Below are 26,082 nucleotides of genomic sequence, written 5' to 3'. Positions count from 1 at the left end.
GCCTCAACCGTCCTCGAGCAATATCTCGATACGGCGGTTCGCGCCGTTCATCGGGTCATCCGTGCTTTGCAAGCGACGGTCGGCAAAACCGGAGAGCTGTTTGATCCGCCCTTCATCCAGTCCGCCGCGCACCAGCATGTAATAGGCCGCATGGGCGCGATCCATCGACAGCGTCCAGTTATCCTTGCCGCCGCTATTATAGGCTCTGCCATCGGTATGGCCACGAATGACGACAGCACCCTTTTGCTTGCTGAGAACCTCGCCGATCTTTCCCATTGCCAGGACCAGATCGCGCTGGGGGACGGCAGAGCCCACGCTGAACATCGCACTGCTCGCCTTTTCCGAGATGGTAATCAGCGTGCCGCCTTCGGCAGGGGTCACAACGATGCCCTCGGCAAGCTTGCCGGCCACGCCGGAGACCTCCTGCGAGATCTCCGCGCGCAACGCGTCAGCGGCCTTTTCACTCGTCTGCGATACCTTGACGGGCGTGGCGGGTTCGCTGTCAGCGTCCTGCTTCGTCTGCGCATCCTGTTTTGCCGATTGTTTGCCGGAAACCTGATTGGGCTTTGGACTGGGGACCGGAATAGCCACTGCGACTTCGGTTGGCTTCTCCGCTTCCGCATCCAGATCGTCCGCCGCAACCTGCTCAACCTTGGCCGCTTTGGGGTCGGGGGGCGTTCCGAGATCGTTCGGGTCGCCGATAATGCCCGCAACATCCTCCTTGGGTGGCGTTTGCTTCACGCTTTCAGGTTTCTGCTCCTTTTCCGGAAGCTTTGTGTCCTGGACCACAACAGAAGGGTTCTGCTGAGCGGGGTCGATCTGCTTGCTCCAGAAATCCGGATCGAAGGGATCGCGGTAAGCTTCGCCACCGGATGCGCCGGTCGAGGGGCCGGACTCGCTTGCGCCACCCTCACCCTTGGCGCTGACATTGGCCTGCTGCCCGACCTCCTGGGCAATCTCTGCGAGAACCGCATAGGGATTTTGGAAGAAGGCGGCTTCGGAGAAATTGACATTCTGACCGGATGTCGTGGTCGAGTCCTCGCCGCTTGCGGCAGCGCTGCCCTCCGTCGACTTGGTCGTCTTGGTTTCGGATTTCGCGCTGGTCTCTTCCCCTTGCTCTTTCTTGGCAGGCTGCTTCAATCCACGTTCGGCTGGCTGTTCGTCCGTCAACTTGATCGGGTTGAAATAGCTGGCGACCGAGGCTGTCGTCTTTTCGTTGGACGCGTTGACGAGCCACATGACGAGGAAGAAGGCCATCATCGCAGTCATGAAGTCGGCAAAGGCAATCTTCCAGGCACCACCATGCGCACCGTCATGCCCACCCTTGTGCCGCTTGACGATGATGATTTCATTCTTGCCGTGATGGTGATTTTCGCTCTCACTCATCAGACAAGCCCCTCAAGCCTTGGAAGAACTCCGACAATCTCGTCATTAAAATTGAATTATCCATGTGAACCTGAATATCGATGTCGTCCGACATCTCGTAGTCGATGGGGTGATCAACACCCTCCAGTTCCCTACGCATCTTGGAAAGGAGTTCCTCCGGCCCGCTGATCTTGACCGTGCCAGCATAGCCATCCTGTATCTCTCGACGGATCTGCGCCGAAAGTTCGGCCGCCGTCTTCTGTGCGAGCTCCTGTTCGACAAACTGGCTGAGAACCTTGAGACAAGCAGCCTCGACGTGCTCATTCATCACCTGCTTCATGGTGATGACCGAAGTCGCGAGGTGACCGGCGATTTCTTCCTCAAACCGGACACGTTGGGCCTCCAGCTCCTCCTCATGGCGCAGCTTCAAGGCGTCGAGTTCGGCCTGGTGGTTCTCCTGGAGGCTCTGTCTTGCGGATTGCTCACCATCCTCGAACGCCTTCCGCTTCTCCTCTTCGAAATCGAGCAAAGGCTCGGGAGCTGACGCCCATTCATTCTCGAAGGTCACCGCCGGCATTTCGAGATCGATCGCCACGGGTTCTTCAACCGGTACGAACTGGCTGAAATCCTTCAAGTATTTTGTCAGCGCTGCACTCATCGACGCACCTGGCGACAGACATGACATCTGTCTTTTCAATCCGGGAAGCCTTACCGCGTTTATTCGCGCAAGGTGTTCGCAGCTGCATCGTCTGTCCTGCGGGAGAACTGGAGAGGGCAGCTTTTCAAAAACGGAGAGTAAAGAGCCAAACTTGTGCGAGGATGAACCTATCCGCCGTTAGCCGAAGAGATCGTTGAGACTCCTGCGGAAGCTATTGGCCATGGAAACCATTTCCACCGCTAGCTCTCGTTGAGATTTGTATGCGGCAAGCTTTGTGGACTCCTCGGTCATGTCAGCATCAATGAGGCGGCTGACGCTTAGGTCGAGAGAATCTCCCATGCCCTTGACGAAGGAGGTTTGCTGATTGATACGGCTGGACATCGTGCCGAGCGAGCTTCCCAGTCCCTGCACTTTCCGAGATAGGTCACTGACTACAGAGATCATGTCGTCGAGCTGCTCTTGCGTGGTATCGGCCGAGACCTTGATCTCAGTGCCTGCAGGGGCCGTCGTCCCATCAATATGCAAAAGGTAATAATCTCTTGGGGTCGCTGTCCCTTGGGGATTCAGCTGGGCCGCGTCGACAGCACTTGTGAGTACACCACGCCGGGGGTCGCTCGAATCGACCAACGTCGTCTCCGAAGTTTTGATGGTGAGATACTGCAGTGTAATAGCTCCATCCGCTCCTTTTTTATAGGAATAAGGGATGGATTTGCTTTCTACCAGCTGCTCATTGTTGTTGTAGAGCCAGTTGTCTCCCGAAAAGCTTGCCGACTTGGCAACCGACTCGAGATTGCTTTTGAGCGATGAAAGGGATGCGTTGATCGAATCGCGATCGGCGCTGGGCTCTTTGGCAGTCGTCAGCTGCGTTTTTATCTTGTCGAGAAGCTCAATCATTGACGATACGCTTTCATAGGTCGTGTCTACTTTCGCCGCACCTAGAGTCAGCGCGTCTCCGACGCTGGTCAAAACCTTACCCTCGGATTTCAGCTTCTGAGAGGTCGACCAATATCCGGCATTGTCTGCGGCTTCCGCGACTTTGAGACCGGAGCTTGCCCGCAGCTGCGTTTTTTGCAGATTGTCCGCGCTGAAGAGAAGCGTCTGTAGTGCGCTCTGCACATAGCTCGAGGAAAGAATCTTGGTCATGCCATTCGTCTCAAGAAGAGTGGAGTACATGCCATTTCTGGCGAATGCGCCTCTCTTCATGAAGAGGCTGAAAAGCCGGACACCGCGTTCATCAAACTCTGCGAATCACCGCGACACGAAATACACGAAGAAACCATGGTCAAGCTTGCGTGAGGCTGGAGATCGCTCAATGGATCGAAGGGCGCCTTAATGAAGAAAGCCGCGTCTTTGGAAAAACGCGGCCCTTTGCTTTATGATCTCTCCAAGTCCTACTGGCGGAAGAGCGAGAGCAGCTGCTGCGAGCCGGAATTTGCGATGGAGAGAGACTGGACGGCCAACTGTTGCTGCGTCTGCAGCGCAGAAAGCTTCGCGGATTCTTCTTCCATGTTGGCATCTACCAAGCGGCTGATACCGGATTTCTGGGCATCGCTGAGCTTCTTGGAGAAGCTGTCCTGCATGTCGATGCGGGTCTTCAGAGCGCCGACGGCGGCAGCACCCTTCACCATTTTCTTCAGTGCGGTTTCAACGGTATTCAGATAAGAGTCGATGTTGGTTTGGCTCGTCGTCGATGTGAGCTTGATCTTCATCACAGATCCGAGAATGCCACCGGTACCGATGCCCGTTGCAGTGGCGATTGCCGAGAACATCGCATAGCTGCCGGCTTCGTAGGTCGCAGTGGTGATCTTGACGGTGCCGTCGCTGTTGCGGATGAAGCCGTCAACGACAGACGAGCTGGAACCGGCGGCCTTGACGACCCAGTTTTCACCGTTGAAGGATGCGGACTGAGCGATCGACGACAGCTGTTGCTGCAGCTTGGTGATTTCCAGCTGAACCTGCGTCTTGTCTACTGAGCTTTCACTCGCCGTCGACAGCTTGGCCTTAATTTCATTGACAACATCCTTGGCGCTGTCCATCGCAGCGTAAGCCGTGTCTACCTTCGCTGCACCAACGCCCAGAGCATCGGCAGCAGCGTTGAGGGCTTTGTTGTCGGACCGCATGGTCGTGGAGATCGACCAATAGGCAACGTTGTCTGATGCCTTTGCAACGCGATAGCCTGACGACACACGCTCTTGGGTGCTCGAAAGGCTGTTGTTGACGTTGCGGAGTGACTGCAATGCGGACATTGCAGAGGTGTTGGTCAAAATACTGGTCATCTCATTAGCCCCTTTGGCCTAAGTATAAGAAGGGACATTCCGGTCATACCGGGAAACGCGGCGGGCAGCTTCATGCTTACCGACCTTATGGTTCGGCGCGCCGTTTCGATGAGCGAATAAGACAATGTTATGGTTAACAAAGATTTAAGTGCAGGAAAGTTTTTACCTACATGAATAACAGGTTAATCGAGAGGGAAATATAAATTCTCATAAGTTATTGTAATATCTAATTTTTTATTTTCCACAAATGAAAGAAGCCGCACGATGCGGCCGTCTGACTGCCGACAAACCCCTAGCGTGAGCTGGGGGTTTACGATTCGTTGGGACGTATTAAGAAACCTGCTCCTGAACAGACAACTCTCGAGATAGTGACGCTCGATAGCTTGGTCCCGAAAGATCACCTGCTTCGCAAGATCAACGCGGTGATCGACTTCTCCTTCATTCATGATTGTGTTGCGAGCCGCTACTGCGCCGACAGTGGTCGTCCGCCACTCGACCCGACCTTGATGTTCAAGGCGCTGTTTATCGGCTAACTGTTCGGTGCGCGCTCGGAGCGGCAGTTGGTACGTGAGATCGAGGTGAACGTCGCTTATCGCTGGTTCCTGCGCATGAAGCTGACTGCCCCTGTCTTCGATGCCTCGACGCTATCACAAAGCCGCCCCATGTATGGGCCGATGCGGGCGGGCGTACGTACGCTCACCGAAAGACGGCACGGGGCAAAGCTTTCTACAAGCGGCGCAAGGAAACGGTAGAGCGATCCTTTGCCGATGCCAAACAGCTTGCACTGGCACTGCTATGCCCGCTTCCGCGGCCTGACAAAGGTCAGATGGCAGTGTCTGCTCGCCGCGGCTGCAGAAAACATCAAGAAGATCGCAATGGCGGTGACGAAAGCACCCAGACCCGCCTGGGGACGAGGACATCAGCCTCATCGTGTCTACCCTTCAGCATCAACAAACTTCACCATCCCGAAACAGAAAAACCCGCCGAAAAATCGACGGGTTTGTCGGTGGTCTAAGCCTGACCTCAGGCGCGGCTTAAAGGGTGCGATTACGCTGTTAACCGCGGAAAAGCGAAAGGAGCTGCTGCGAGCTGGAGTTGGCAATCGAGAGAGACTGAACAGCCAACTGCTGCTGCGTCTGCAATGCCGACAACTTAGCAGATTCTTCTTCCATGTTCGCGTCAACCAAGCGGCTGATGCCCGACTTCTGGGCGTCGCTCAGCTTCTTGGAGAACGCGTCCTGCAATTCAATACGCTTGGAAAGCGCGCCAACAGCGGCTGCACCCTTCGTCAGCTTCTTCAGAGCCGTTTCAACGGTCGTCAGGTAGCCATCGATCGCACCCTGGGTCGTTGTGGAGGTGAGCTTGATCGACATCACCGAGCCCAGAACGCCGCCCGTGCCGACGCCAGCGCCGGTGACCGACGCAAACATCGCATAGCTGCCGGCTTCGAAGGTTGCCGTCGTGACCTTGACCGTACCGTCACTCTTTCGAATGAAGCCGTCGACAACGGTCGTGGAAGAAGCGGCGGCTTTGACAACCCAGTTTTCGCCGTTGAACGACGCGGCCTGACCGATTGCGGAAAGCTGCTGCTGCAGCTTACTGATTTCGAGCTGTACTTGAGTCTTGTCTACGGAGGTCTCGCTTGCCGTTGAGAGCTTGGCCTTGATCTCGTTGACGACGTCCTTGGCGCTGTCCATCGCGGCATAGGCCGTGTCGACCTTGGCGGCACCGACGCCGAGAGCGTCGCTAGCAGCCGTGAGGGCCTTGTTGTCGGACTTCATGGTCGTAGAGATAGACCAGTAAGCCACGTTGTCTGCGGCTTTGCCGACCTTGAGACCGCTCGAAACCGCGGCCTGGGTGGTCGAAAGGTTGCTGTTAACGCTGCGAAGAGACTGCAGCGCAGCCATTGCAGATGTGTTGGTCAGAATGCTTGACATAGTAAAACTGCCCCTAGGCGTATAAACAATTAAAAGGGACATTCCGCTTTTATCGGAAAGCGGCATATGGCCTCATGCCCGCCGAAAGTATTATTTAACTTTTCAGCCGCCGCTTTGATAAACTCAGTTAAATCCATTAAGGTTAAACAAACAATAATACGAGCTTAGAATAAGCTAAAATTATAAAAAAAATTAACAATACTTTTTTAATTAATATTAACAAAAAACAAAAAGGCCAGATCAAAAGATCCGGCCTCTTAGTACTTCTTTTAGGAATAGCCTTAACGGAAGAGCGACAGGATGCTCTGCGAGCTGGAGTTAGCAATCGAGAGAGACTGAACAGCCAACTGCTGCTGCGTCTGCAATGCCGACAGCCTGGCAGACTCTTCTTCCATGTTCGCGTCTACCAGACGGCTGATACCGGCCTTCTGCGCGTCGGAGATCTTGCTTGCGAACTGATCTTGAAGATCGATGCGCTTGGAGAGCGCGCCGAGTGCTGCTGCACCCTTCGTCAGCTTCTTCAGAGCCGTTTCAACGGTCGTCAGGTAGGTATCGATTTTACCCTGGGTCGTCGTGGAAGTGAGCTTGATCGACATAACTGAGCCCAGAACGCCGCCCGTGCCGACGCCAGCGCCGGTGACCGACGAAAAGATAGCGTAGCTGCCGGCTTCGAAGGTTGCCGTCGTGACCTTGACCGTACCGTCACTCTTTCGAATGAAGCCGTCGACAACGGTCGTGGAAGAAGCGGCAGCTTTGACAACCCAGTTTTCGCCGTTGAAGGACGCGGCCTGACCGATTGCAGAGAGCTGCTGCTGCAACTTACCGATTTCGAGCTGGACCTGATCCTTGTCGACAGAGCTTTCGCTTGCGGTCGAGAGCTTGGCCTTGATCTCGTTGACGACGTCCTTGGCGCTGTCCATCGCGGCATAGGCCGTGTCGACCTTGGCGGCACCGATGCCGAGAGAGTCGGTTGCAGCGCTCAGAGCCTTGTTGTCAGACTTCATGGTCGTGGCGATCGACCAGTATGCCGCGTTGTCCGACGCCTTGGATACCTTGAGGCCCGAAGAGATAATGTTTTGCGACTTTGCCAGGTTGCCGTTGACGTTACGCAGGTTCTGAAGAGCGGTTGTGGCGCTGGAATTGAAGTTGATGCTAGACATGATTGCCCCTTTTTTACGAGATACTTTGGGAGGGACATGCCGTATTTCACCGGCGTAAACGGTTCGGCTTCATGCCACTCGGTTCCGTTCTTGTAGGGAAACCAAACCCGTCACGTGAGGATGAAAATGCCTGCCAAGCATTTCCAACTTCTTAATTTGACCGGTCGAATCCATCGTTCCCGAGCTTAAAGTTAACATTCGGTTAACACCCGGAGGGACTGAACAAAGAGCTGAAACATCCCGCTTCGAGCAAGGTTCATCCGATAGGCTCGGACGAATTTTCTATAGCCCCAGCCGACGTGACCACACGGGGATATGGCGAGCAAAAGGATGCGACAGGTCGATGTTAAATGAAATCAGCTACTCGGTAGCCTCGAAACACTTCAAGGCAGGCAGATACACCGAAGCACTGGCCGCGTTGAACGAGTTAATCGATGCCAAGAAAGATGCGCGAACCTACGCGCTGCTTGCAAGAACGCTGCGGCAGGTCGGCCTAGCCGACCAAGCCGCTACTGCATATGAGCTTGCTTATCAGCAGGGCGGAATGGACGCGGAAGCGCATCTGGTGAACAGCATCAAGCTTTTCTACGAGTGCAAGCAGAACGACAAGGCACTCGCGCTCTCCAACAAGCTCATCAACCGCTTTCACAAGCATCCCGATATCGCTTTCATCGTCGGAAAGCTGCTGCTCGAGCGTGGCGAGAACCGCATTGCCCGGACGTTGAAAAACATCCTGATGAAGAGCGATAATATCGATCACATCCTGTTGGGCGCACGCATAGCGATCACCACATGGGATGTCTTCGATCCGAGCGACCTCGAAACGGCGCGCGTGCTGCTCTCGAGACTGCCGCGCGAAAATGCAGTGCGTCTGATGTTTCTCGTCTTCAGCCGGGAAAACAGCAGGTTCGACAATATAGAGATCCACCAACCCATTATCGATGCAGCAATCGCATCGGGCGATACGTCTTTCGTCGCCGATGACGGAACGTTCTTCAACCTCCACTGGACGGGCGACGAGCACCTCAACCAACTCGCGCGCAGTAATACGCCGTTCTTCACACCTGAAATGACAGCGCGGCGGCGAGCCCTGCCACATATGTGGGGTGACAAGATCCGGATCGGATACATGTCGTCGGACTTCTTTGATATACACGCGACCATGAAACTGATCCGCCGCGTACTGGAGTTACACGACCGTGACCGTTTCGAAATCATCCTATTCTGCCATACCGATCCCGTTCATCTTCAGATGAACGAGGCCGATCGCAGCCAATGGGGTGATGTTGTCACGATCTACGACATGAGTGACGAGGAGGCCTGCGATGAAATCAGGGCGCGCAATATTGACATATTGGTCGATCTGAAGGGTCATACTGCCAACAACCGTACATCCATCCTAAACCTCGGCGCAGCTCCTCTCCAGGTCGCCTGGATCGGCTTTCCCGGCTCGACGGTCAATGTCGATCTCGATTATGCGATCGGAGACCCCTACGTCCTCCAGGACAGTTCTAAGCCCTTTTACTATGAAAAGTTCGTTCGATTGCCGGAATGCTACCAGCCGAACGACTCAGTCAACCGCCCACTCGCGCAAAAAGTCACCCGCGCGCAAGTCGGTCTGCCTGAGGACGCGTTCGTTTTCGCGTCCTTCAATGCCAACCGCAAGATCACACCGAAGGTCATGGACATGTGGTGCGAGATCTTGAAAAAGACGCCAAACAGCGTGATCTGGATCATGCAGAGCAGCCCCTACAGCTCGGCCAACATCCTTAAGAAATTCAACGCCAAAGGCATTCACTCGCGGCGTGTCTTCATCACAGGCAAGCTCGATTACGAACTTCACCTCAACCGCATCACCGCAGCGGATCTCGGTCTCGACACCTTCCCGGTCAACGGCCATACGACGACATCCGAGCAGCTTTGGGCAGGACTGCCGGTGCTTACCGTCAAGGGAACGAATTTCGCTTCCCGCGTCAGCGAGAGCCTGCTGAACGCTATCGGCACGCCGGAACTCGTGGCGGAAGACGACAAAGACTATGTGCGGCAGGCCGTGTTCTACGCGCAAAATCCGGATCGCCTGAAAGACGTCCGCGACCGCATCGACGCGAACCGCTTCGTCACACCGCTCTTCGATGCCGAGCGCTTCTGCCGTCACCTCGAAACTGCCTATGAGATGATGGTCGAGCGCGCCAAGCAGGGAGCCGAACCGGATCATTTCGATGTTCCGGCACTCCCGAAGCGCGACGGCCCCTTTCTCGAACGGTAATGCCTCGATCGTTTCCTTGTTAAATGGATAGGTTCCAGACACGAAAATGGCCGCTTCGAAAGAAGCGGCCATTTTCGTGTCTGGCGTCGAGCAACGGGGCTTGCTCTTCTTAAAGGCATGATGATGGACTGAGTTCAACTGGACTGGATCAGGCCTCGCGTGACATCACACCGCGGATTTACTCCGAGTAGAGCTCGCCGGCCGAGGTCACGATCTTCCACCGTCCGTCCACCTTGGTCATGGAGAGAAGCTTGCTTTCGTCCGGCAGGACCGACCCGATCTGAACCAGGAACATGCCGGACTTGTCCTCGATCAGTGCCCGTCCGTTTGAGACATGCAGCAGCTTGAAGTTTGCGCCACCCGGGAAGGGCTGTTGGGGCATTGGACCGTCTGAGTTGACATTCTTGTCGTTGGCAGGGACCGTCGCGGTTATGACGTTGTCGACGATGGCATCCTTGGACTGGCTGGCAGCGGCGGAATTATCATCATGCGGCATAACCGCATCCCCACCACCACCGCCGCGTTGCGGGACATTCATCAAAGCCTCCCAACCGCGACCGCTCATGCCGAACTTCTCCGGGTTGAGGAAGACATACCAAGGCAGCGCCGCTGCCGCTGCGGCCACCCCGATCAGGCCGCCTGTCAGCCAACGATCAAATTGCCTGGCGGCATCGGCCGTCGTGACGGTCTTGTTGCGCTTTTTGAACTTCATGGTCATGGTCCCCGTCGCTGTGCAGTCGCAGACTGGTTGTTTACGGGCGCATTTCGCAGTGCATTTGCCAGTTCTGCGTAGGCATCGATTACCGTCGGATCGCCCGGCGACTGCTTGAGAACTTCGTAAACAAAGGGCACCTGCTTCACCGCCATGTCGAGCTCGGCATCGACGCCCGGCCGATAACCACCGATCAGGCGCAGATCCTTCGTTTCCTCGAAATTGTGAATGAGTGATTTCAACCGCGAGACCAGCTTCTGCTGATCGGGTGTCCAAGCCTTGTGGGAGAGACGCGAGATGGATGCCAGCGGATTGATCGGAGGATAACGGCCTTCATCGGCGAGCGATCGATCGAGCACGATGTGGCCGTCAAGAATGCCGCGTGTGGAGTCCGCGATCGGATCGTTGTGATTGTCACCATCGACAAGGATCGAGATGATGGCGGTGACGGTACCCGTCCCCTCCTTGCCCGGCCCGGCGCGCTCCAGAAGCTTTGGAAGTTCCGTAAAGACCGAAGCCGGATATCCGCGCGCGATTGGCGGCTCGCCGGCGGCAATCGCCACTTCGCGGATCGCATGGGCAAAGCGGGTGATGCTGTCTGCGATGAAGAGAACATTTTCGCCTTTGTCGCGGAAGTGTTCGGCAATGGTCATTGCGACCAGCGGCGCCATCTTTCGCAACATCGGGCTTTCATCGCTTGTCGCGACAACGGCAATCGACTTCCTCATATTGTCGCCGAGCGTGTCTTCGATGAATTCGCGAACTTCGCGACCGCGTTCGCCCACCAGCGCGATGACCACCTTGTCGAAGGCATCCGCCTTGGCGAGCATGGATAGCAAGGTGGATTTACCGACACCCGACCCGGCAAAGACACCGAGACGCTGACCCAGACACAGGGGTGTAAAAATGTCGATGGCCTTCACCCCTGTCCTAAAGCCGGTAATGACGCGGCTTCGGCTCATGGATGGTGGGGGCAAGGCCATGACGGAGCGTTTCCGTGCACCTTTCAGAAGTGGGCCTTTGCCATCGATCGGTTTGCACAATGAATTAATCGTCCGGCCGCACCAGCTATCGTCGGGCTGAACACGAAATTCGCCCTCTCGCAGCACGATATCGTTGACGCCGATCGGCTCGCCAGGTTCGATGGGGCAGACATAGATGAGGTCCGGCTCGACACGCACCACTTCACCCAGGTGCAGGCCGGTCGCGCTTTTATGGACGACGAACTCGCCAAGCCGAACATGTTCCGACAGGCCACTGACCGTATAGTGGCCGGCAGCGATGGTGCGCACACGCCCACCGCGCGACACTGGCGCGCCCGAGACCAGTTGAGCAGCCGCGATCTGGGCCAGGGCATCCAGTTTATGAAACGGCGAAGGCTGCGGTTGGCTATCCATCTTGGTTCATGCCGATTACTGACCGCCACCCAGCGTGCGGAGCGCTTGGGAGAGATTGTCCTCCGTCGACTTCATCATCGACGAAATGCCTTCAAAGGCCCGGTTGACCTGGATAAGCTGCGTCATCTGCGAGACGCCGTTGATGTTGGAAGATTCGAGATAGCCCTGCACTACACCGGCTCGATCTGCATCCACCACCGGCTGTGGCGGCTGGGCAAAGATCACGCCGCTGTTCTCATAGCGAACGAAGCCCTTCTTCGCATCGGCAGTGAACAATCCGATCTGGCCCATCGTCCGACCGTTCTGACTAATGCGACCATCGGCACCAACGGTTGGCTCCCCCGCAGCAAGGTTGAGCTGGATCGGCGCGCCGCCCGGATCAAGAACTGGATAGCCCTTGGTCGAGATCAATTCGCCAGTCGTCGACATGGAAAAGCGGCCATCGCGCGTCAGAACCTGGCCTGACGGAGTGTTGATGGCAAACCATGCATCGCCCTTGACGGCGAAATCGAAGGGGTTTCCAGTCCGCTCAAGTTCGCCATTGACCGTCGAAAGATAGTCGTTGCCCTGGGTCACGAAGGCGATGTTGGCACGCAGATCGTTCTTCGTCTGGGCCATCACCTGGTTAAATTTCACCTCGGTGCCACGAAAGCCGACCGTATTCATGTTGGCAATGTTGTCCGCGATGGTCGTGAGGCGACGTTCCAAGGCGATCTGGGACGAAATACCAACATAGATACCAGATTGCATGTCGTTCTCCTGTTCGGACTTCCAGCCAAGGACGTGCGCCCAAACCCGGCGCATCATGGCTTCAAAGACCTAGAGGGGTTTGCTTGCGCGAAACTTTTGGTCGCCTCTCCGCGATCAACCTTGCTAAGACCTAGCTGCATCAGACGATGCCAGGGTTCGGGCAAACATGCCCGTCGCGACCATCAAGAAGGTGCGGCGCCAGTAGCGAAGCTCCCTAAGCCAGCCTCGCGCAAGGCATGATGCCTAACCATTCAGGAGAAAAATTGGCTGCAGGTGTGAGCGTCAGATGAATATCGTTATTGGACTGGTTATTACTTTCGGCTGTATTCTCGGCGGCTTCATGGCCATGGGCGGACACTTGGACGTCCTTATTCAGCCCTTCGAGCTCGTGATCATCGGCGGCGCAGGCCTTGGCGGCTTCATCATGTCCAACCCTATGAAAGTGGTGAAGGACTCCGGCAAAGCGCTTGGCGAAGCATTCAAGTTCGCGGTGCCGAAAGAGCGTCACTATCTCGATGTGCTCGGTGTTCTCTACTCTCTGATGCGCGACCTGCGCACCAAATCGCGAAACGAGATCGAAGCCCATATCGATAATCCGGAGGAATCCTCCATCTTCCAGACTGCACCTTCGGTCCTGAAGAACAAGGAACTGACATCCTTCATCTGCGACTATGTCCGCCTGATCATCATCGGCAATGCGCGCAGCCATGAAATCGAAGCGCTGATGGACGAGGAAATCGAAACGATCCTCTACGACAAGCTGAAGCCTTACAACGCCATTACCGCAATGGGCGACTCCTTCCCGGCGATCGGTATCGTCGCCGCCGTTCTCGGTGTTATCAAGGCCATGGGTAAGATCAACGAACCACCTGCGGTTCTCGGTGGTCTTATCGGTGCTGCGCTCGTCGGCACCATGCTTGGCATTCTTCTTTCCTACTCGATCTGTAACCCGCTCGCCTCCCAGGTCAAAATCGTCCGCTCGAAGCAACACAGACTGTATGTCATCGTGAAGCAAACGCTGATCGCCTATATGAACGGCTCGGTTCCCCAGGTTGCGCTGGAATACGGACGAAAGACGATTTCCGGCTATGAGCGTCCTTCGATCGACGCCGTGGAGCAGGAAATGATGAACCCTGGCGGCGACCAGAAGGCGGCTTGATATGGCGATTGCTGCGGACCATAGCTCTTCCCTTGGAATGGAACCCTCACTGCTCGCCAAGCTCACCGGTGGGCTTGGGGACAGCAAGACCGTCGCCAAGATCGGCAACGAGATCGGCCAAGTCTATGGCACCTTCCTTCCCGACGTCTTCCACAGTCAAACCAGCATCACCATCGAGGTTGATTATGAGGCTTGCGAATCCGGCCTGATGACCGATCTCATTGCGAAGCTCGGCAAGGATTACGCTGTCGCGGATTGTTCGCTTCGCAACTGGTGCAACAATTTCATGATCGGTGTCGGCAACGCATTCGTCATGGCGTTGATGGAACGCATGCTGGGTGCTGCACCCGACACGATCATGGAACCGGAAGTCCGGCCCCTGTCGCCGATCGAGCTCGATCTTGCGGCTTTGATCCTCGACCGAATCGCTGGCGTGTTGCGCTCGGCGGTCAACGCCTCCGGCGGCTTCGAAGTGACGATCGAGCCGCCCTTCAATGCAACCGGAAAGAGCGCTTACGAAGAGGCCATGTTCGGCCAATTCGGCATGCTGATCCGGATGAAGATCGCAATCGGCAAGATTGCTTCCGAATTTGCGCTGATTATTCCTCAGCGCACGCTTCTCAAGACCACGATCGTCACGCCGAAGCCTTCGGCCGGGGCCGTTAAGAAGCAAGAAGAGTGGATGGAGATGATTTCCGAACAGGTCAAGCGTTCCCAGGTAACGCTTGAAGCGAAAATCAGACTTCAGACACTGACACTGAAGACCATCTCACGCCTCGTGGAAGGAGACGTTATTCCTTTCCGGGACGCGAAGCAGGATGATATCTGCGTCGAAGTAAGCGCAAACGGAGCAAAGATGTATAATTGCGAGTTTGGGCGAGCCGGGGACCGCTACACGGTTCGGGTCAAGAACAACGTCTCCACGGATGACGAAATCCTAAGACACCTGATGGGTTGAGATCGCTCAATACTACCTTAGGTTTTAGGCAGGCTGACGCAAGTTTCAAAAGGAATAATTATCGCATGGCTACGAAAAAGACCCCTGTAACCGACGACGACCTGATGCCTTCGCTCGATGATACGGGCGAACTGGATCAAGCTATCGGTGGGCTGCGCGACGTCTTGAAAAGCGACGCGGAGGGTTCGCTCTCCAGCTTCGGGGACTTCGGCGACTTTGATGGCGCCGCTGCAAGCCCGCTGGGCGATGACCTCGACGCGTTTGGCTTTGATGCGGGCACACCACCTTCCGCAGCACCGCTTGGCAGCGGCCTGTCGGACAACTTGGACCTGATCATGGACATCCCGATTGATGTCCAGATCGTTTTGGGAACCAGCCGCATGCTGGTATCGGGCCTGATGGGCCTGGAAGAGGGAGCAACAATTGCGCTCGATCGACGAATCGGCGAACCTGTTGAGATCATGGTGAACGGTCGTTGCATTGCACGCGGCGAAATTACCGTTCTGGAAAACGACGATACACGTTTCGGTGTGAAGCTGATCGAAGTGCTGAGTACTAAGAAGACCTAATCCCTGTGGGGACGGAGAGGAAAGACCATGATGGACTTTGAGGATTTCGGTAACCCGATCTTAGGGAAACCGTTGTCTCAGGCTGAAAAGGCTGCCGCCGTGCTCCTGGCAATGGGCAAGGGCGTCGCTGGAAAACTGTTGAAGTTTTTTACCCAGGCCGAGCTTCAGACCATCATCAACTCCGCTCAGACTCTTCGTGTCATCCCACCAGACGAACTTGCCCAGATCGTCGCCGAGTTCGAGGACCTCTTCACCGAGGGTACCGGCCTCATGGACAATGCTAAGGCTATCGAAGCCATCCTCGAAGAAGGCCTCACCCCTGAAGAAGTGGATGGCCTTCTTGGCCGTCGTGCGACCTTCCAGGCCTTCGAGACTTCCATCTGGGACCAGTTGCAGGATTCCGATCCGCAGTTCATCGGCAAATATGTGATGCGCGAGCATCCTCAGACGATCGCCTACATCCTTTCGATGCTGCCATCTTCCTTCGGCGCCAAGGTTCTGCTGACAATCCCCGACGAACAGCGGGCGGATATCATGAACCGTACGGTGAACATGAAGGAAGTCAGCCCGACTGCCGCGCAGATCATCGAAAAGCGCGTCTTGGCACTGATCGCCGAAGTCGAGGCAGAACGCAACGCAACCGGCTCCATCAAGGTCGCAGACCTGATGAACGAGCTGGAGAAGCCCCAGGTCGATACGCTTCTCAGCTCGCTCGAAACCCTCAGCCGGGAATCGGCAAACAAGGTCAAACCGAAGATCTTCCTCTTCGAAGACCTCTTGTATATGCCGCAGCGCAGCCGTGTTACGCTCCTCAGCGATATTACCGGCGATGTCATCACCATGGCGCTGCGTGGCGCCACGGCGGAAATCAAGGAATGTGTGCTGTCCAGCATCAGCCCACGCCAGCGCCGCATGATCGAGTCCGATCTTTCTGCGGGCGGCACGAATATCAACACCCGCGAAGTGGCCGTAGCGCGACGTGCAGTGGCACAGGAAGCCATTCGCATGGCCAATTCCGGCCAGATCGTCCTCAAGGAAGCCGCCCCAGCAGAGGGCGAACCGGCAGCGGCATAGCACCTTCCCGGTTGATAACACCTGCAGCCAACCCCTGCCATCTTGCAGGTCGCCCACCAAGACTGTACCTTCTTTCGCGGACCTGCCAGGAAAAGGCGGGTTTTTTCAGTTTTAGCGTCCCGCGATCCTTGTGTTCGCGCTCGGCGTCTAAGTCTTTGTCTTAACGCACTCCGTTATCGCAAAACCGCTGAAGATTAGCGTGACATGCCTTAGGGAGGTCTTGCCTTGGCTGACGAAGACAAAGACAGTAAAACAGAAGAACCATCAGAGAAAAAACTTCGCGACGCGGTCGAGAAAGGTAACATACCTGCCTCTACCGAAGCGTCTCTCTTTGCGTCTTCACTGGCTTTTTACGTCTATCTCGTTTTTTTCGCACCGGACGGTGTGAGGCGACTTGGCGAAACACTGAAGGATGTGATCGAGCGTCCCGAACAATGGCGCCTGAATACGGCAGGCGATCTGCTGTCTCTTGGCCTGCACCTCACAAAGGAAGCAAGCGCGCTGTTATTACCAGCGGCGATCATGTTCATCATCTTCGGTCTGGGCCAGTCCTTTGCGCAGAACCTTCCGCAGTTCGTTCTCGACCGAATCACACCCAAGGCCGAACGCATCTCGCCAATCAAAGGCTTCAAGCGCATCTATAGCGTCGACGGTCTGATCAATTTCGGGAAATCGCTGTTCAAGGTCGTCATCGTCGCCATCATCATGGCGATGGTGCTGAAGGGCGATTATTTCAGGCTGCTGAGCGCGCTCAATACCGATCCGCAGATGATCGTTCCGACCGGCTACGAAGCGTTGAAGAAGATGATGATCGTCATTCTGTTTTCGACGGGCATCCTCGCGGTCGCCGACTATTTCTGGACCAATCATCGCTGGTACAGCAACCTGAGAATGACCAAGCAGGAAGTCAAGGACGAACACAAGCAGTCGCAGGGTGACCCGGTCGTCAAGGCCCGCCAGCGCTCGATTGCGCGCGATCGCGCCCGTCGCCGCATGATGGACAGCGTTCCAAGAGCCACCCTCATCATCACCAACCCAACCCACTTTGCAGTTGCGTTGCGCTATGTAAAGGAAGAGAGCGATGCGCCGATCGTCGTCGCCAAGGGGCAGGATCTGATTGCGCTGCGCATCAGAGAGATTGCCACAGAGCACAACATCCCGATTTTTGAAGATCCGCCACTCGCCCGCTCCATGTTTGCGCAAGTCTCGGTCGATAGCGTCATTCCGTCAGTATTTTATAAGGCTGTGGCGGAACTCATTCATAAGGTTTACGCCGCACGTCAGAACAAAAGACGGGTAAACTGATTGACATGAAAAAATGCCCATATTCGGCTCAACGAGAAGAGATAGTTGCACGCGCAATCGGTCCCGTAGCGGCCGAGCTTCGTCTGATTGACGCTGCTGATCTGATATCTCTTTTAAAGTTTGAATATTACAAAAGCTTGTCGGATCTCGTGGATTCGGCAGCCGAACTATACTTCCACCCGGGAACTGTTCATTTCGGAATTGGGGGAGATTACACGCTCGATTGGGACACCTATCCTTCGATCACGCTCGATCTTGAGATCAAGCCGAAGGGCGTCACGATCTACGCGCAATTGATGCTCGGCAAGGATCATGCCGGCGTCAATATCAACTACATCAATTTCCAAAACCCATCGAACGACCCGAACGAAAACACCGCTTTTCTGGCGGATAGCCTGCGCTATGCCACCTTCTACAAGAACGTGGACTCCGCTGCGATGAATGCAGCGCGCTAAAATCCTGACCGTTTCACCCGCATGAACATTTATCCTTAGACGACAAAAGAGGCGCATGGGACGATGCGCCTCTTTTGTATTGTCCATTGAACTCAGACCGGAAGCGCCTGCTGCGGGACGGCGTTCAATGCGTTTTTGCCGCATTGTCCCACGCCGAAGCGATCACGCCTCCGCTGGGAATGCTCTCGCCGGTGCCGGCTGCATCACGCCGACTTTTTCAATATGTAGTCCGACAGTCTTTCCGCGGCATCGGTAATCTGTGCTGGATCGCGCAGGAAGCAGGCACGCAGGAAGAGCTCTCCGCCTGCGCCGAATGCCATGCCTGGCGCCAGTCCAACGCCGACCTTATCTACAATATCGAAAGCCGCCGCGCGCGTGTCCGTAACGCCATCGATCTTTAGAAATGCGTAGAGAGCTCCATCCGGCTTCAAGGTCTCGACGCGGTTGGTAGCAATCAAGGCATCGCAGAGAATGTCGCGAGAGCGTGCCGCGCGGGCGAAATTCTGCGCTATGAAATCATCACCGTGATCCAGGGCCGCAATCGCACCACGCTGCATGAATTGCGCGACACCGGAGGTCGAATACTGGATCAGATTTTCGATCACCTGCCCGATTTCCGGCGGCGCGACCAGCCAGCCAACACGCCAGCCCGTCATCGACCAGTTCTTGGAGAAGGAGTTGGCGAAAACGATCCGATCACCCTGCTCCATGATATCGAGGAAAGAGGGAGCGCGGGCGCCTGCATAGTGATAGAGCGCGTAGATTTCGTCGGCGACAATCCAGAGACCGTGCTTTCTTGCCAGTGCCAGAATGTCACGCAGATTATCCTGGCTTGCCGTCCAGCCGGTGGGGTTGGAAGGCGTATTGATAAAGAGCGCCTTGGTCTTTGGTGTAATGGCGCTTTCGAGCTTGCCGATATCGATGTTCCATTTGCCCTGGGTAAAATCGATCCCAACGGGCACGGCCGTCGCGCCGGCAATGCCGATGGCAGCGACAATATTGGGCCATGTCGGGGTCAGGTAGATCATCTCATCGCCGGGCGACGTCAGTGCCTGGACGGCGAGCACGATGGCCTGCATGCCGGAACCGGTGACGTAGAAGTGCTCAGGCGACAGCGAAGCACCGAAATGCCGCTGATAGTAACGGCCAAGTGCATCGCGAAGCTCAGGGATGCCGCGCTGCCAGGTGTAGAAGGTTTCACCGGCGTTCAATGCGTCGGCCGCAGCCTTGGAAATAAAATCCGGCGTTGGCAGGTCACCCTCACCAACCCACAATGGCAAAAGATTTTCGCGGGCGTGGGCGTATTTCTTCACCTCGACGATACCGCTTTCAGGCGCTGCAAGAGAGCGGACACTGAGACTGTTCAAAACCGACATAGAAGGCACTCCATTCGAGTGCCTTCTTAGCGCATCGCTTGCGCGGTTTGCATGATATTCCGTGAAGAAACCACGGATTTTGCTGATGGGTGGAGGTTAGAGTGCAGCCCGATATTTCGGGTCGCTCCCTCCGCTTGAGGGCTTTGGTTTACCGTACGTCGTTATCGCAAAACCGCTTCCCATCTTTGCGTGGCCCGAATTTTAGCGCGTCTTCAGAAGGTCGCGAATCTCGGTGAGCAACTTGACGTCTTCCGGCGGCGGGGCTGGCGCCTTCTGCTCTTCCACCTTCTCACGCTCGACCGACGCGCGGATCTTGTTCACACCCTTGACCATAAGGAAGATGATCCAGGCCAGGATGAGGAAGTTGATGACGATGGTAATAAAATTACCGTAGGCGATAACCGCACCCTGCTCGCGCGCGGCGGCCAAAGATGTGGCGGTCACACTGGAGCTCAGGGGAATGAAATAGTTCGAGAAGTCGAAACCACCGAAAATCGCGCCAACGATCGGCATGATCAGATCGTTAACGACCGAATCGACGATCTTGCTGAAAGCCGCTCCGATGATGACGCCGACAGCCAGGTCCATGACGTTGCCGCGCGCAATGAATGTCTTGAATTCGTTGAGCATGAAGATGTCCCTCTTTTAAGCCCTCTTAATCTGCCGGGACGAAACGCCACCGACGTGTAAGCACTAGCACTCCATTTGCTATTGTGCAGGTCCTAAAGCCTGTTGCGATCTTTCAGATTCGCTCATGCGCTTTCGCTCTTTGTTTTATCGCATGTCGTTATCGCAAAACCGCCCCACACTTTTGCGTGGACCATGCGTTATGACGCGCAATCCGTGTGTTTCGTTCCACACATCCTTCGGTTGATGTACGACCAGGTGCTTGTCTGTTGGACTTTATGCCAATGCGGCGCCAATTCTCATTTTACTGGAAGTGTCATAAGCTTCTACGGAATGAGTGGAGGGGACACTGCATTGCTGCCCGGGTGGATCATATTCGTCTCGGCCTTCGCCTATATTCTGTTGCTCTTTGCAGTAGCGAGTTACGGCGATCGAAAGAGCCGAAGCAGGACCGCTCCCCACAAGGGGCGGCCGGTGGTCTATGCGCTCAGCCTTGCGATCTACTGCACCTCCTGGACCTATTTCGGTGGCGTTGGCCTTGCCTCCGAACGTGGGCTTGAATTTCTCGGGATTTACACCGGCCCGATCCTCGCTTTCACGCTGGGAATGCCCATCATCCGGCGCATCGTGGAACTGGCGAAAGCCGAGAAACTCACATCTGTGGCAGACTTTATCGCCGCACGCTACGGCAAGAACCCGACCGTTGCCATGATCGTTTCGATCATCGCCCTGGTGGGTGCTATTCCTTACATCGCGCTGCAATTGAAGGCGGTTTCCAGTTCGGTCGCGACGATGGTCGATCCGCGCGATTACGGCATTGGCAGCGGCAATCTCCACTTCCTCGATCTTCCGCTCATCGTCACGGTGGTGATGGCAGGCTTTGCTATCATGTTCGGTACGCGCCATACGGATGCGACGGAACATCAGGACGGGTTGATCCTCGCCATTTCGATGGAGTCGGTCGTCAAGCTGGTGGCGATGTGCACCGCAGGCATCTATGTCGTCTTCTTCCTCTTCGATGGGCCGTCGGCGCTTTGGCGCGTCGCTTCTGAAAACGCCCAAGTGATGGAAGCGGTCTCCTACCAGACGCCGATCAGCCGCTGGATCGTTCTGACGCTTCTCTCCGGCTTTGCCATCATCCTCTTGCCGCGGCAATTCCATGTCACGGTCGTGGAAAACCGAACACCGAAGGAACTGCGCACCGCAGGTCTTTTGCTGCCGCTCTATTTGATTGCTATCAATATTTTCGTGCTGCCGATTGCCGTCGCTGGTCTTCTGACGATCGGCAACAATGGCGATGCCGACCTCTATGTGCTGCAGCTACCGCTGTTTAACGGCGTGCCGCTCGTGTCGCTGATCACCTTCATCGGCGGCTTCTCCGCTGCAACGGCGATGGTGATCGTCGCTTCGGTGGCGCTGTCGATCATGGTCTCCAACGATATCTTGATCCCCATTTTCCTGCGACAGAAACTGCTGACCCGCTCGCCCCATAGCGACGACTTCGCCAAGACGCTCCTCAACATTCGCCGCACGGCGATCTTCATCGTCCTGCTGCTTGGCTATTTCTACTATCGGGCGGCAGACAGCACATCGGGTCTGGCCTCCATTGGATTGCTGGCCTTTGCCGCCATCGCGCAGATGGCCCCGTCGCTTTTCGGCGGATTGTTGTGGCGGCGGGCCAATGCGCGCGGCGCGATCGCAGGCCTGAGCTCGGGCTTCCTCGTCTGGGCCTATCTTCTCTTTCTGCCGAGCCTCGGTGGCCCCGACTATTCCTATGTCGCGGCAGGCGTTTTGAGCTTCATTTTTCCCGGAACGGAGATGTTCAGCGGGCCGGGCGCCGATCCGCTCGTCAATGCAGTGACACTGAGCCTGCTTATCAATTCGCTCGCCATCGTGCTCGGCTCGCTTTCGCGCAATCCACGTCCGGTGGAGCGCATCCAATCCGGCATCTTCGTCAAGCGCCATTCAAAATCGCAATTCGCCACACGCGGGTGGAAGACGCGTGTCAGCGTCGGGGACTTGAAAAGCGCGGTCGCCCGGTACCTTGGCGAAGAGCGCATGCTTCGCTCGCTCTCGGCCTACGAGAAAACCGCAGGACGAAGGCTAGAGGATGAGCAGCCTGCCGATATGGCGCTGATCCATTTCTCCGAACAACTGTTGGGGAGCGCCATTGGCTCCTCCTCTGCCCGACTGGTGCTGTCCCTCATCCTGCAAAAGGCGGAAGACACCAGCGCCGATACCGCCTGGTTGTTGGACCAGGCCAGCGAGGCACTACAATATAATCAGGATATGCTGCAAACGGCTCTGGCACAGATGGATCAGGGGATCGCAGTCTTCGACGCCTCGCAGCGGCTGACGATCTGGAACAGACGCTTCCGCACCCTCCTCGATCTGCCGGAGCATTTCGGCCGCGTTGGTCTGCCGCTCGCCGAGATCGTCGCGCTGTTGGACGAGCGCGGCGATATAGAGCCTGGCGATCATGGCGAACGGATCAACCAGTTTCTGACGATGGATCGTCCCTTCTCCCTTGTGCTCAGCGGCGGTGCGCGCATTATCGAGGTACGCTCCAATGCCATGCCGGACAAGGGTGTGGTCGCAACCTTCACAGACATCACACAACGCGTGGCGAGCGACCAAGCCTTGAAACAGGCCAACGAGACGCTGGAGCAACGCGTGGCAGAACGCACCGGCGAACTCACGCGGGTCAATCGCGAGCTGGCAGAGGCGCGCGCAGCTGCCGATGAGGCCAATATTGGCAAGACCCGGTTCTTCGCCGCAGCCGGTCACGATATCCTGCAACCGCTCAACGCCGCACGTCTCTATTCTTCTGCACTGGTTGAGCGTATCGGCCATTCGGAAAATACCAATCTCGTGCAGAATATCGACTCCGCGCTGGAATCGGTCGAAACGATCCTTGGCGCGGTGCTGGATATTTCTCGCCTTGATACCGGCTCGATGAAGCCGCGTATGGCGGCAGTGCCACTCAACGACCTCCTGAAGCGCATCGAAACCGATTTCGCGCCCATGGCGCGAGAGAAGAACCTCGAATTCGTGGTAATGCCGACATCCTTGACGGTGCGCTCCGACATCAATCTCCTGCGGCGGCTGATCCAGAACCTGGTTTCCAATGCCATCAAATACACCATGTCGGGCAAGGTCCTGGTCGGCGCACGTCGACGCGGTGGCGATGTCGTGATCCAGGTGATGGACTCCGGCATGGGCATTCCTGCCTCGAAGTTCCGGACGATCTTCAAGGAATTCACCCGGCTTGATGGAGGCATGAAGGCTGCGGCGGGCCTCGGTCTTGGCCTTTCGATCGTCGATCGTCTTTCGCGGGTGCTGCACCACCCTGTCCAGCTGTCATCCGTGGTCGGCAAAGGCACGTCGTTCCAAGTCCAGTTGCCGCGCGAAGCACAGAGTGACAGGCATGGCAAAGAGGCAGGACGCGCTACCCCCTCCTCTCAGCAGACCCGGCTATCCGGCTTTCATATCCTCTGTATCGATAATGAGCCAAAGATTCTGGAAGGAATGTCTGTGCTGCTGACCGGCTGGGGCTGCGAGGTCTCGCAAGCGGCCTCAGCTCATGATCTCGATGCCGTTCTCGGCAAAGTCAACATTCCCGATCTCATCGTCGCAGACTACCACCTTGCTGAAGGTACAGGTATCGATCTCATTCTATATCTGCGCGAAAGGCTGACATCGCAGATCCCGGCCCTGCTGATTACGGCCGACCGCACTCCTGAGGTCCGCGCCGAGGCCGAGAAGCACGGTATCGGGGTTCAGCACAAGCCGGTGCGCCCCGCGGCGCTGCGTGCTTACGTCACGCAAGTTTTCAACACCAGACGCGCCGCTGCGGAGTAATCTTCTCAAGTGAATGAAGGATGCCTTGCGCCTGCACGACAAAAGCCGCCCTTCAGACAAAGGGCGGCTTTTGTCATTACATCGTTCGGTTTTCTCAGGCTGCCCGGCCATACTGGCTGCGCCGCATGGCTCCGGCCTGCGACTGTTCCATGCGGAAACGCTGGAGAAGACCGAGCAACGCGTCGACCTCATCGGCGAGCATCTGGCTCGCCGCACTCGACTCTTCGGCCATGGCGGCGTTCTGTTGGGTCATCTGATCCATCTGGTTGACGGAGCTGTTGACCTCCTGCAACGCAGAGGCCTGATCATGGGTAGCAGTGGCAATGGTCTCGACATGCTTGCTCACGGTAACAATCTGCTGGCTGATCGAGGAGAGAACCTGACCGGCTTCCTGTACGAGAAGCGAACCCGAATTCACCTCCCGCGTCGACTGGTTGATCAGCGCCTTGATTTCGTGGGCAGCATCGGCTGAACGCTGGGCAAGTTCACGCACTTCCTGCGCGACAACGGCAAAGCCCTTGCCCGCTTCGCCTGCACGCGCGGCTTCGATACCGGCATTCAACGCGAGAAGATTGGTCTGGAAGGCGATGTCGTCGATGACTTCGATAATCTGCTCGATCTTCTGCGACGCTTCCTCGATGCGACCCATGGCGTCGACAGCGTTCTTGACCACCGTGCCGGAGCTGTCGGCGCTTTCCTGCGTGATAAGAACAGCCCTGTTGGCTTCGCGCGCACGTTCAGCGGAGGATTTGACCGTGACCGTGATTTCTTCGACGGCGGCAGCGGTCTGCTCCAGTGAAGCGGCTTGCGATTCGGTGCGGCGGGACAGATCGTTGGATGATTTGCGCATCTCGACGCCATTGTTCTGAATGACGAAGGTCCGTTCCCGCACTTGATGGAGCACATCCTTCAGGTTGGCAAGCGAGGTGTTGAAGTCCACCCGGAGCTGTTCGAGACGGCCAGAGAAGGGCACGTCGAGCGTCTGAGTGAGATCGCCGTCGGAAAGCCGCGCAAGACCGGCTGCGAGCTGGCCCACAGCGAATTCGATTTGACGATCGGTGTTGAGCTTGTCGGCGTCGTTGCGGGCGCGTTCGGCTTCCGACTGAGCGCGCTCTTCGGCGCTTTGACTTTCGATGCGAAGTTTCTCGCGTGCATTGTCGCGGAAAACCTCCAAAGCCCGAGCGATATCGCCGAACTCATTTTTCCGCTCCATATAGGGAATTTCAGTCTCGAGATTACCCTGGGACAGGGATTTGATCGCGTCCGTCAGATGACCGAGGGGACGCATGCTGCGTTTGATGAGGACGTAGCCGAGAATACCGAAAGCGAGCATGACCGCCGCGCCGACCACAAGGATCATGTTGCGCAAGCCGTCAATATGTCCCTGATAGAAGTTCATGGGTACGCCGACGAAGAGGATGCCGACGGGTGCTCCTTTTTTGGACAGAACCGGCATATAGCCAGCCATGTAATCCCTACCGAACAGCGTGGCGGGGCCGTAGTAAGATTCGCCCTTTGTGATCGCTGCAAATGCTGGGCTTTCCGGCAAAAGCTTCGTTCCGACGGCGCGCTCGCCTTTTTCGTTTTTCAGGCTGGTCGAGATGCGAAGGAAATCCGTACCCTGCGCCTGGAAAACGGTCGCCACGCCCCCATTGGCCATGCCGACGCGATCCACCAGGTCGAAGTCGAGCAAGGTGCCGATGCTGGGGCGGCTGACCGATTTCAGCTCTCCGTTTTCGATTGCGACAGTCGTGCCGCCGACTTTCATTTCATAAAGAATTGCCATGCTGCGGACGGCGCGCTCTGTGTCCATGAGAGCCGTCTGCAACACGTCTTCTTTCAACCGTACATAGGTCGAAACACCGACGGCAACGATACCAAGGAAAATGAGACCGATGGTCAGACATACGATCTGAAACACGATGGATCTCGAAACGAAACGCCCCATTGCTAAACCCCACTCCTACCAAGTTTAGGCAATTTGAAGTAAAAGGATTAATATTCAGGGAATTCTACAATAGGCTGAACTAACCCATCTCGCTTTCGGATCAACTCTAAGGCGCTGATTTCACGTCGCAATGTCTCCGAGAGCTATAACGACCGGGTGGGAAAAGAATGACTTTTATCAAAAAACTATAATTCCGAGCGGTGCGCGTCCGTCATATAAAGCCTGTCAC

Annotated in this window: 20 protein-coding genes and 2 pseudogenes; 10 read left to right on the top strand and 12 right to left on the bottom strand. The window is 56.2% G+C overall.

From position 1 onward, the window contains the following. Positions 1–3: 3 nt before the first annotated feature. From QE408_RS10830 to QE408_RS10815, 4 genes are all read right to left on the bottom strand, one after another. A complete protein-coding gene (locus tag QE408_RS10830; RefSeq protein WP_306931028.1) occupies positions 4–1,386 on the bottom strand; it encodes a MotB family protein in 1,383 nt (460 codons plus the stop codon). Then, a complete protein-coding gene (locus QE408_RS10825) occupies positions 1,379–2,023 on the bottom strand; it encodes a hypothetical protein (protein ID WP_306931026.1) in 645 nt (214 codons plus the stop codon). Before QE408_RS10825 ends, QE408_RS10830 begins: the two co-directional genes overlap by 8 nt. A 177-nt stretch (positions 2,024–2,200) precedes the next feature. Next, positions 2,201–3,166: a flagellin N-terminal helical domain-containing protein gene (locus tag QE408_RS10820; protein WP_306931024.1), complete on the bottom strand. Its 966-nt coding sequence runs from the start codon at positions 3,164–3,166 to the stop codon at positions 2,201–2,203. 248 nt (positions 3,167–3,414) lie between these two features. After that, on the bottom strand, positions 3,415–4,299 hold the full coding sequence (locus QE408_RS10815) for a flagellin N-terminal helical domain-containing protein (RefSeq protein ID WP_306931022.1): 885 nt from the start codon (positions 4,297–4,299) through the stop codon (positions 3,415–3,417). Between the two features lie 329 nt (positions 4,300–4,628). On the opposite strand from QE408_RS10815, the pseudogene QE408_RS10810 reads away from it, so the two are divergent. After that, positions 4,629–4,958, top strand: a pseudogene (locus QE408_RS10810) (transposase); the annotation flags it as partial. 47 nt (positions 4,959–5,005) lie between these two features. Next, positions 5,006–5,183 (top strand): annotated as a pseudogene (locus tag QE408_RS22990) (transposase); the annotation flags it as partial. Between the two features lie 171 nt (positions 5,184–5,354). Here the strand turns inward: QE408_RS22990 and QE408_RS10805 are convergent. Both QE408_RS10805 and QE408_RS10800 read right to left on the bottom strand, forming a co-directional pair. After that, the gene (locus QE408_RS10805) at positions 5,355–6,236 is read right to left on the bottom strand and encodes a flagellin N-terminal helical domain-containing protein (RefSeq protein ID WP_306931020.1); all 882 of its coding nucleotides are present in this window, start codon (positions 6,234–6,236) and stop codon (positions 5,355–5,357) included. Positions 6,237–6,517: 281 nt separating this feature from the next. After that, complete coding sequence (locus QE408_RS10800) at positions 6,518–7,396, bottom strand: flagellin N-terminal helical domain-containing protein (protein WP_306931018.1); 879 nt, start codon at positions 7,394–7,396, stop codon at positions 6,518–6,520. A 343-nt stretch (positions 7,397–7,739) separates the two neighbouring features. On the opposite strand from QE408_RS10800, the gene QE408_RS10795 reads away from it, so the two are divergent. Next, entirely contained in the window at positions 7,740–9,662 is a 1,923-nt protein-coding gene (locus QE408_RS10795) for an O-linked N-acetylglucosamine transferase, SPINDLY family protein (RefSeq protein WP_306931016.1), read from the top strand. Between the two features lie 178 nt (positions 9,663–9,840). Here the strand turns inward: QE408_RS10795 and QE408_RS10790 are convergent, their stop codons facing one another. Genes QE408_RS10790 through flgF form a run of 3 tightly spaced genes read right to left on the bottom strand, consistent with a single transcriptional unit; the run spans position 9,841 to position 12,521 of the window. Next, positions 9,841–10,374, bottom strand: a complete 534-nt coding sequence (locus QE408_RS10790) for a flagellar protein (RefSeq protein ID WP_306931014.1) — start codon at positions 10,372–10,374, stop codon at positions 9,841–9,843. 2 nt (positions 10,375–10,376) lie between these two features. Further along, positions 10,377–11,771, bottom strand: a complete 1,395-nt coding sequence (gene fliI, locus QE408_RS10785; RefSeq protein WP_373465538.1) for a flagellar protein export ATPase FliI — start codon at positions 11,769–11,771, stop codon at positions 10,377–10,379. Positions 11,772–11,786: 15 nt separating this feature from the next. Beyond that, positions 11,787–12,521, bottom strand: a complete 735-nt coding sequence (gene flgF, locus QE408_RS10780) for a flagellar basal-body rod protein FlgF (RefSeq protein ID WP_306931012.1) — start codon at positions 12,519–12,521, stop codon at positions 11,787–11,789. A gap of 286 nt (positions 12,522–12,807) precedes the next feature. Here flgF and motA point away from each other — a divergent pair, with 286 nt between their 5' ends. From motA to QE408_RS10750, 6 genes are all read left to right on the top strand, one after another. Next, positions 12,808–13,680: a flagellar motor stator protein MotA gene (motA, locus tag QE408_RS10775; protein ID WP_306931010.1), complete on the top strand. Its 873-nt coding sequence runs from the start codon at positions 12,808–12,810 to the stop codon at positions 13,678–13,680. Position 13,681: 1 nt separating this feature from the next. Next, positions 13,682–14,638, top strand: coding sequence for a FliM/FliN family flagellar motor switch protein (locus QE408_RS10770; RefSeq protein ID WP_306931008.1), 957 nt, complete (start codon positions 13,682–13,684; stop codon positions 14,636–14,638). A 65-nt stretch (positions 14,639–14,703) separates the two neighbouring features. After that, on the top strand, positions 14,704–15,207 hold the full coding sequence (gene fliN / locus QE408_RS10765; RefSeq protein ID WP_306931006.1) for a flagellar motor switch protein FliN: 504 nt from the start codon (positions 14,704–14,706) through the stop codon (positions 15,205–15,207). Between the two features lie 27 nt (positions 15,208–15,234). Further along, entirely contained in the window at positions 15,235–16,281 is a 1,047-nt protein-coding gene (gene fliG / locus QE408_RS10760; RefSeq protein WP_306931005.1) for a flagellar motor switch protein FliG, read from the top strand. A gap of 225 nt (positions 16,282–16,506) precedes the next feature. Further along, entirely contained in the window at positions 16,507–17,586 is a 1,080-nt protein-coding gene (gene flhB / locus QE408_RS10755; RefSeq protein WP_306931003.1) for a flagellar biosynthesis protein FlhB, read from the top strand. 5 nt (positions 17,587–17,591) lie between these two features. After that, entirely contained in the window at positions 17,592–18,041 is a 450-nt protein-coding gene (locus QE408_RS10750) for a hypothetical protein (RefSeq protein WP_306931001.1), read from the top strand. A gap of 203 nt (positions 18,042–18,244) precedes the next feature. Here the strand turns inward: QE408_RS10750 and QE408_RS10745 are convergent, their stop codons facing one another. Then, positions 18,245–19,417 (bottom strand): pyridoxal phosphate-dependent aminotransferase, encoded by a 1,173-nt coding sequence (locus QE408_RS10745; RefSeq protein ID WP_306930999.1) that lies wholly within the window; start codon positions 19,415–19,417, stop codon positions 18,245–18,247. A gap of 201 nt (positions 19,418–19,618) precedes the next feature. Further along, positions 19,619–20,047, bottom strand: coding sequence for a large conductance mechanosensitive channel protein MscL (gene mscL / locus QE408_RS10740; protein WP_306930998.1), 429 nt, complete (start codon positions 20,045–20,047; stop codon positions 19,619–19,621). A gap of 351 nt (positions 20,048–20,398) precedes the next feature. On the opposite strand from mscL, the gene QE408_RS10735 reads away from it, so the two are divergent. Continuing rightward, positions 20,399–23,905, top strand: a complete 3,507-nt coding sequence (locus tag QE408_RS10735) for a PAS domain-containing hybrid sensor histidine kinase/response regulator (RefSeq protein WP_306930996.1) — start codon at positions 20,399–20,401, stop codon at positions 23,903–23,905. A 94-nt stretch (positions 23,906–23,999) separates the two neighbouring features. Here QE408_RS10735 and QE408_RS10730 read toward each other — a convergent pair whose 3' ends face one another. Further along, positions 24,000–25,853 (bottom strand): methyl-accepting chemotaxis protein, encoded by a 1,854-nt coding sequence (locus QE408_RS10730; RefSeq protein WP_306930994.1) that lies wholly within the window; start codon positions 25,851–25,853, stop codon positions 24,000–24,002. Positions 25,854–26,082 lie beyond the last annotated feature (229 nt).

Source organism: Agrobacterium larrymoorei (assembly GCF_030819275.1).
In the GTDB taxonomy this organism is placed as follows: domain Bacteria; phylum Pseudomonadota; class Alphaproteobacteria; order Rhizobiales; family Rhizobiaceae; genus Agrobacterium; species Agrobacterium larrymoorei_B.
The sequence above is the reverse complement of the archived record's forward strand: the minus strand, read 5'-3'. Positions and strand labels throughout refer to the sequence as shown.